Below are 8,228 nucleotides of genomic sequence, written 5' to 3' on the forward strand. Positions count from 1 at the left end.
TCTGTAGCGTAGCCACTCCACTATGTTTTTAAGGCTTCATGATGAAGCCTTGTTTTCTATACCCTTTTTTAGATGCCAAACTGAGAAATTTTCTCCCGAAAAGGCTTGACATGTAATTAGCTGGACTGAACGGCCTTTCAGCCATATCAAGGCGCAATAACACGTGTATTGTTTGATGGGAAAACCTCTCGGGAGTTTAGCGGGACGCCGGCTTATTCCGGGCTCCCTATGGAACCGTTTACTCGTGAATAATGACCATATAGAGTTTGAACAGTACGCCGTCCAAGGTGACATACAAACTGGTGGCGCCATTCGTTACCGCTTTGAATCCAAGCAGATAGGTATCGGTATCGTTCCCGCCGCCGGCAAGCTTTTTGAGTCGGGTGGAAACAACGGAGCTGTTGCCTGCGCAGTAGATCATTCGCGCATTATGCGGTACGCTCACTTTAGCCCAATAAATATCGCCGGCTTTTTTTGTCACATTTGAAGTGGTATCGCTCTTGATCGGACACGGACCGAGTTCAACTGTGAACAGTAAAGTTACCCTACCATTTACAGTTGCGTAGATACCGGTCGCACCGCCCTGTGAGCCGGCTACGCCGCAAACCTGCAACACGGTTTGCCTTGTGACCGGATCCCAGTCTTTGACCAGATTGACGGCGGCGATTGCGCCGTTGCCCGGGCCGACGATCGGTTTTTCGTCACAAGTGACAGTAAAGACCCGAATGCTGCCGGCAGCCAGCGGAATATTTTCGCCGCTGAGGCTGGAGGTTGGAGTATTAATACTTTTTTGAGGTGTTGACGTTGTGCCGGATGAATTGTGACTGCTTCCGCCGTTGTTATTATCTGTCGGGGATGTGCTGTAGTTTACCTTGTAAGCAGGGTCATACGCGGGCCGTAACGCAGCGGAGTCAAAAAGAGGACTTTTATAATGGTCTGCCAGAATAACGCCTCTGTATGCGGGAACGGTGATTCTCACGTCTCCGTTGCTGACCGTATACGGATTGCCTGTCAACAGGTCCGTGTATTCTCCGTCTTTCACCGCGGACACATTTAAGGTGATCTCTTTGTCCGTCTCCGTCCGGTTGGCCGCAATAATCAGCTGATCGCCTCCGTCCATGCGGGCATAGGAAATAACGTCGTCGTCATCTGCGTTTAAAGGTTCGATCTTTCCTCGCTGCAGGGCGCCGTACAGATGACGGATCGCCGCTAACTTAGCATACCATTCCACAACAGCCTTGTCGCCTTCGCCCCACGCCATGGCGCGGCGGCAATCGGGGTCGTCTGCACCGGCCATCTGCAGTTCATCACCGTAATAAATCGTCGGCGCTCCCGGATAAGTCATTTGCAGCAACGATACCATGTACTGAAGCTGTTTTGCCTCATATGAGGTGCTTTCGACAGTCGGGAATGCTTTTTTGATATCGGAACCGTCCTGCCTGTCTTCCGCGATTCCGTCAAGCGCTGATACCAGCCTCGGCGTATCGTGGGAACCGACCAGGTTCATCATGGACTGGAACGCTTCGCGCGGATATCTCTCGCGCATCTTTTCAAGCCTTTTCATGGCAGCCGCAGAGGTCTCGGTTCCGCGGGCATAGTTCAGTATCGCATTGCGGTACACATAATTCATGGCGGAATCATACATATCGCCTAGCAAATATTTCGTGGAATCACCCCACAGCTCGCCGATAATGACATTATCGGAATTCAGGGCTTTGACGGAGGTGCGCAGATGCTGCCAGGTTTCGTCGGACACACCGTCGGCGACGTCGAGGCGCCAGCCGTTGCTTCCCTTGGAAATCCAGTAGTTCGCCACGCTGTCCGGCCCTTCAATGATTTTGCCCGCCCAGCCGGGAGTCTGGTATTCGGAATTATTCGTAGATTTAATTTCAGGCATGCTGTCGTAGCCGGCCCAGCAGTCATATTTGTAAACACCCTTGTTCTGGCGTTCTCCCATCTTATCGCTGACCAGTACGTTGCCGTTCGGGTCTACGCTCCATGAAAAATAATCGTTTTGGATGTTGAACCATTGAGTATAAGTGTAATCCCTTACTCCCAATTTGCCAAAGTATGCTTTCGCCGCGGTTTCCGCCTGCTCCTGACTTAAATGCTTTTCATTCATCTGATCATAAACATACGCCCAGTAGGGATATGCCCCAATCTTATCGCTCTTTCCAAAATTGCGGTAATAGCGGTCGAAATACACCGAGTCGTCGGCAACATGATTGTAAACGCCGTCCAGAATGATTTTTATCCCGTTTTGTTCTGCGGATTGAACAAGTCTGGAAAAATCGCCTTCCGTACCGAGGATCGGATCGATTTTACTGTAGTCGGAGGTATCGTACCGATGGCTGGAAATCGAGTTCTGAATCGGATTGATGTAAATGGCATTGACGCCGAGCGCCTTTAGATAGCCGATGCGCTGAATAATCCCTTCCAGATCGCCCCCGTAAATTTCATCGCCGAAGGTCCCGTTGCCCTGAATCGCCTGAGCGGGATAATTTGGGTCTTTTTCACGGTCCGGATTTTCCGGATAACTATACCAGTCGCAGCCCTGCATGTCTTCAACAAACTCATAGTTCGCGCTCCCGCGCGCATGCGTTTGCGCGTGGTCGTTGGACTGATCCGCGTTATTGAAGCGGTCCGGGAATATCTGATAAATTACCGCGCCCTTCATCCAGTCCGGCGTTTTGAAATTCTTATCATAAATCACGAGATCATAAGGTTTCCCCTCGCCAAAATTGGATACCTGCCCTTTGCCGTAAAACCCGTCGTCATCATTGTACAGTCGGATATTTGTTCCATAATGTAAAACGAAGTAATAGGTATACTGGCCGGTACTGCTCCAGCTCTTGCTAACCGTCCAACATTTTACGGCGCTGTCGCCGGAAACTGCAAGAGACATTGAAATCACGTTTTTTTCAGAGCCAGGCCCGTTTATCATCAGATCCACGCCGGTACTATCCGTACCCGTTTGAATGCTGAAGGTTACGCTCTGATCCGTCTTTACCGCGCCGTATACGCTTTTGCACTTTTCGTCCTGCGTATTATAGTAGACTTTCGTACCGTCAATGTCCGCGTCGGACGAATCGCAATAGGAAAGCCCGGTATTGCCGTCATAGTAAAAAGTGACTTCCTTCGGGCTGCTCAGTTCAAAAGAACCGATTTGATTTGCTTCGTCTGCGGAAATCGTATAGGGCCCGTGCGTGCCTTTCGGCAGCTTCAGCGACGCGGTAAAGACTCCGTTCAGACCAAGGTCTTTCATTTGAGTCTTATCACCGCCGCCGCTTAACTCGATCGTCTTGCGTGAATAAGTAAGCGAGTTCGCGGACTGGTGGCTGAAATCACTGTAATACAGATCGACTGCCGCCGTCCCCTGAGGTACGTTCAGAACTATGTTGCTTCCGCCCGGTTCACCGTTCGTTCCGTAATTTTCGCTCCAGAGGTCATCCATGCATATCTTGTACGGATACTGCTTTGCGCTGAGACCCTCCATATGATAAATGTATAGTCCATCGCCCTGATACGTCATCCTATCCTGTGTCGGCGCCCAGTTTTTCGTTGTAGAGGGATCGGCATACCACTCGCCCGGGATATAGACGCTGCGGCCGTTAAATTCCGGCTTATCAAAAACGGCATATTTGCCGTCGTCTGTTTTATCGGATTCATCCGGAAGCACATCCTTTCCGTCTATCTGAAAAACGTAGTTTATCTGTGCCGCACCGTCGCCAAACCACAGTTCGGAAGACGAAAAGCTCCTGTCTTTTTCATTATAGCTAAGTGCAGCGGTCTTGGCGTATTCCACGGCGGAGTCCTTGTAATATTTCACGTCCGCCTTCGCCGGCACGGTGTCCCCGGACAGCGGCATATGGAAGGACACCGTTCCGTTTTTATTCAGAACCGCTCCGTTCGGCACAGGTTCCGGCGACGGCTCCGAGCCGCTTAAAATTTTTGCGACGTCGTCCGCATTATTAATCGTGTCGAGGACGTCAAGATTTGCCGCGTCCTTTTCCGCCGTCGCATTGGAAGTGTCCAGCAGAAAAGTGACCGCTGTTTTTTTATCAACGGAAAACTTCTTGTTTGAAGCGAACGGGGTACTTTCAATCCAATACCGACTTTCAAATACCACCTTGTATTCGTAATCGCCCGAGTCAAAATACTGGGTATATGCATATAATTGCGGGCCGATCGGTTTGAACTCCCAGCCTTTTTCCAACTTTTCATTCCAATTATCGTCTTTGCTGCCGCGTACCGTACCGATTAGCTGAACTTTTGCGGAAAACGGTTGTTCATGGATATTGTCGCCGTCGCTCTTGACGAAAAATCCAGGAGTCGCTATGGAATCCGTCAAAATGCCTTTTCCGTCGGAATGGTCCGTATAATCCGCGAAGATGCTGATCTCTTCCGTTCCTTTCGGCACCGTGATTTTAACATTTCCGGCACCGGATGCGGAGCTTCCGTCAGCCCCGACGGCCCAGTCCCAGCTGTCGTTAAAAGCGACCTTATACTCGAGCGGCGTATCCTGCTTTAATGGCTCCTGAAGTTTGAAGGTCCGTGTGAAAATGCCGCCGCCTATGTAGACCAGATGCGCATTCGGGTCATCCCGCTTCCAATTTTTCAAAACCTGTCCGTTTCCCAGGGCTCCGATGGCGTCAATGCCGCCGACCCAGGTGGCTGATTTTGGAAACGCATCCGGATTATTGACGGAATCCTGCAGACCCTTTTGACTGTAACGGATGTAAACTGTCTCCCCCTCCGGAACCGTCACCGATTTTTGGGTCCCGAGAATCTGGTAATTATGCTCTCCGGCCTCAAGTTCCACCGCGGCCTCATACACACCGTTGGTGTAAACATCCATGGCGCTTGGCGACCCGCTGTCGACGATAAGCGTCTGCGCCGGCGGCTCGGCGGCCGCCGCCGGCGTCCTCAGAATCAAGGCGTTGGACATTAAGACCGCCAGTGCCAGGCACAGGCTCAGCATCTGCATTGTACATTTCTTTACGTTTAACATTTTCTCCCCGCTTTCCTTTCGATTATGATTTTCACACTGTTCGCCGAATTCCGGAGGAACAGTTTCACCGGATCCCCTCTGAAATCTCCAGTCACGCAGTAAAAAAACCTCGCTGCAAAGTCGGCCGACACCGGGAGCGGCGCAGTTAGGAAGGCTCTCATTCTGCGGGACTTTTTTAAGAAAATCGCCGCCCTAAAAAGTTTAAAAATATTCGAAAATTTAGAAATTTTTTTCGAGCACCTTGTTTTTGCTTTTAAAAAAATATAACATCTATAATTGCAAATGTCAATAATAATTTTTATAACTATTAAAAATTTTCAGTAAATAAGCAGTCGCGCCTGATAGGTCTGGGGCTGTCTTTAAATATTGCTCGGAGTATTTTCGAAAATTCTCGCATTATTCGAGAAAAATTTTAACAAAGGTATAGAAATCTCTATTCTCGATATCCGGGCCATATTAGTCGTTGTTTGTAGCATAAAGCTGAAGGACTCAAGCATCATCACTTTTCGCCAGTTCCCAAATTGTTCGGACTGGTTGGGCCTATATGGTGAAGCGTTCTACCAATCATATTAAAAAGAGGTTTTCCTGCGTTTTTTCAGCTTTGGTTACGGTTACATTTTATTACAAATTAGTGTAAATCGTTGCAAATGGAAATAAAGCAGGATAGAAACATCTAAGCAAGGGTCTCTTTCTAAATAGTCACCCCCCGGCACAGCCGGGGGGTCTTCCTATGCGGGCAAAGCCCTGTTTTACTGGCAGCGCCTCAAGGCGCTCGGAGTTTTCTTACGCTTGCAACGAAGCTTCTCACCCCCTCCCGCAAACAAGACAAAACGAAAATCGAAAGCACATTTGGTGCGGAAGGGGACCGATACGGGAGGGGGCTGCGCCCCCTCCCTGCCAAAGCCCTTCTCGTTTCATGGAAGCTGCCTATTTTTGCTTTGACACTGAAACGGAAGGATTGTGGGTAAAGTTTAGCTTGCATTTTTACTCACCGCTAAAGCTTTTTTGAACTCCCGGCATAGCCGGGAGTTTTCGCACTACAATAACAGTGGCCGTCCCAAACGGGACGGCCACTGTTATTCCTGCTTGAACATCTCAAAAACTTCGTCAATAGACTTTCCGCTTTCCTGAATCTTTTGATAGAGCATTTCAACCTCAGATTTCTTTCTCTGCTCCAACAGGTCTTTTTTCTGAGCCTTGAGTTCATTCAGCTTATCCTGATGAGTTGATATTTGAGCATCAATCTTTTCAATTTGTTCATTGAAAGTTTCAAGAGCTGTTTTCTTTTTTCCACGCGGCATTGGCGAACGCCTCCCTTTTTCTATTTCTTCCAGTATATCACCGTGAGCGATAAATGCAATGATTCAGTTAATAAATCGTAGGACATTTTTCGATAAAAATGCCGCCCTGACAAGGCGGCATTTTAGAGGGGAGGAAGTGTTATGAAAAAGTATATATAAAGACCTCAACGTGAGGCGCTTGTAATTAGTCTGCGGGCCTGCGGTCCGGTATTCCGTCCTTGCCACCGGCCTAATGCAGCGTACTTCTTTTCACTTGGAACAATTATAGAATACGGGGAAATTATGACAGGGCAATGAAAGTCTTTTGAAAATTCTGAATACTTTCTGTGAATAGAGTATGGACGGCTTCAGAAAAAGAAGCGAGGATTGTTCGAAATGCTCTCCCAAATTGAAGCGCTACGGCACTTCGTTCCATATGGAAAGACCCATACGTCAGCCTGCTCGGATACCATCCGGTCGAAAATGCCCTACATTCTTTCCAAAAGCGTAACGAAATACTACAAAACATTCAGAAATACAACTAAGCTGTCAATTTTTTTCCCATCTGAACTCCAAATACTAACATTGTTGCCTTTTTTGATTACTTTGCTTTCATTTGAAATAAAATCAGAATACAATATTTGTTCATAACGTTGATGTTCACCGGAAACTGTACTGAAAAAGTAGTCTATTTTAACATAGCAAATATATATTCGACTGTCGGGCGTTATTTTAACGTCCAGGAGTTCCTTCTTTTCCGAAGCATTGTGTACCCTTTTTTCAACCGTCAGTATGGAATCCTTTACTTCAACAAACTTTCCGCTAAGATAATTATGCGTTTCGATAAAATCTTCAACAAGTTCTCTGTTTTCTACAGTAATTTTCGTTGGAGATATTAAAAACAAATCCGTATTGTTCACAAACATAATGCCAAAGGCAATACTCCCCGATATCAATACCAACGTTGTCACGGAAACAAGAAATGATAAATTTGATTTCGATTGTTTCTTTATTGTTGTGAATAACAGATATCCGGTGATAACTCCTATTGTGTTAAATATTAAATCATCAATATCAGTGCTTCCCAATCCCAAAATAAACTGTATTATTTCGATAAAGGCACTAAAAATAACACCGTTCAAAATAGTATTCTTATTTTCCTTTTTCAAGATCATTGGCAGTAGTAAGCCAAAAGGAATGAAAATAATAATATTCCCAAAAACATTTTCCAAGATTCGCATTAATGAAACGTCAGTACTAATCATATCAAAAATTGACTTGAAAGGAATGATGCTTATTGTCCGCTCGCTTGCGCCAATGGCAGCGAACAAGTTATACATGGGTGCTTGCTTAAAAAGTGTAATGCGAAGCAAAAAAACGATATAAAGTATAAAGAATGCATATATGCAACAACTCAATATTCTTTCTTTTTTACCAATCTTATTATCCATAACTCTCTCCTGTAAGTTGACGTATAAAAACGGTTCGCTTTATTCAGTATGATTGTACCAAATAAAAGCAAACCGTTGATTTTTTATTTCTTGAGAAAATCTTATTTTTTTCTTATCATTCCTGCATATTATTACCGATAGGCAAGGTAATCGTAAACACGGTATTTTCTTCAAAACTTTCTGCGGTGATTGTTCCATTGTGCATTCTCATAATCTCCTTTGCGATTGCTAACCCAAGTCCTGTACCGCCTAGATCAGAATCTCCGAATTCATCTGCACGATAAAATTTATCAAATATACGTTCTAATTTATCATTCGGTATTGTTTCACCATGATTTTTAATTTTCGCAATTATATATTTTGACCTGCCCCCAAAAGCCGTCCAGATAGAAAGTTAGTAATCACCTGAGATTTTCATGGCGTATTCTGCCGGCGTCAAATTATCCAGAGAACTGTGTGGGCGAAGGTGGTTATATTCATTTCGCC

Annotated in this window: 4 protein-coding genes; all 4 read right to left on the bottom strand. The window is 46.2% G+C overall.

The window, feature by feature from the left end; all coding sequences use genetic code 11:
- Positions 1 to 238: 238 nt before the first annotated feature.
- The 4 genes from CAFE_RS04605 to CAFE_RS04620 all read right to left on the bottom strand — a co-directional run bounded on the left by CAFE_RS04605 (position 239) and on the right by CAFE_RS04620 (position 8,130).
- Positions 239 to 5,011 carry an alpha-amylase family glycosyl hydrolase gene (locus CAFE_RS04605; RefSeq protein WP_156989947.1) on the bottom strand — a complete coding sequence of 1,591 codons (4,773 nt, stop codon included), beginning with the start codon at positions 5,009 to 5,011 and terminating at the stop codon, positions 239 to 241.
- A 1,076-nt stretch (positions 5,012 to 6,087) separates the two neighbouring features.
- Positions 6,088 to 6,312, bottom strand: coding sequence for a hypothetical protein (locus tag CAFE_RS04610; protein WP_066643785.1), 225 nt, complete (start codon positions 6,310 to 6,312; stop codon positions 6,088 to 6,090).
- 497 nt (positions 6,313 to 6,809) lie between these two features.
- Positions 6,810 to 7,742 (bottom strand): VanZ family protein, encoded by a 933-nt coding sequence (locus CAFE_RS04615; protein ID WP_156989948.1) that lies wholly within the window; start codon positions 7,740 to 7,742, stop codon positions 6,810 to 6,812.
- A gap of 115 nt (positions 7,743 to 7,857) precedes the next feature.
- Entirely contained in the window at positions 7,858 to 8,130 is a 273-nt protein-coding gene (locus CAFE_RS04620; RefSeq protein ID WP_330593855.1) for an ATP-binding protein, read from the bottom strand.
- Positions 8,131 to 8,228: the final 98 nt, after the last annotated feature.

It is taken from the genome of Caproicibacter fermentans, assembly GCF_009746625.1.
Taxonomy (GTDB): Bacteria; Bacillota; Clostridia; order Oscillospirales; family Acutalibacteraceae; genus Caproicibacter; species Caproicibacter fermentans.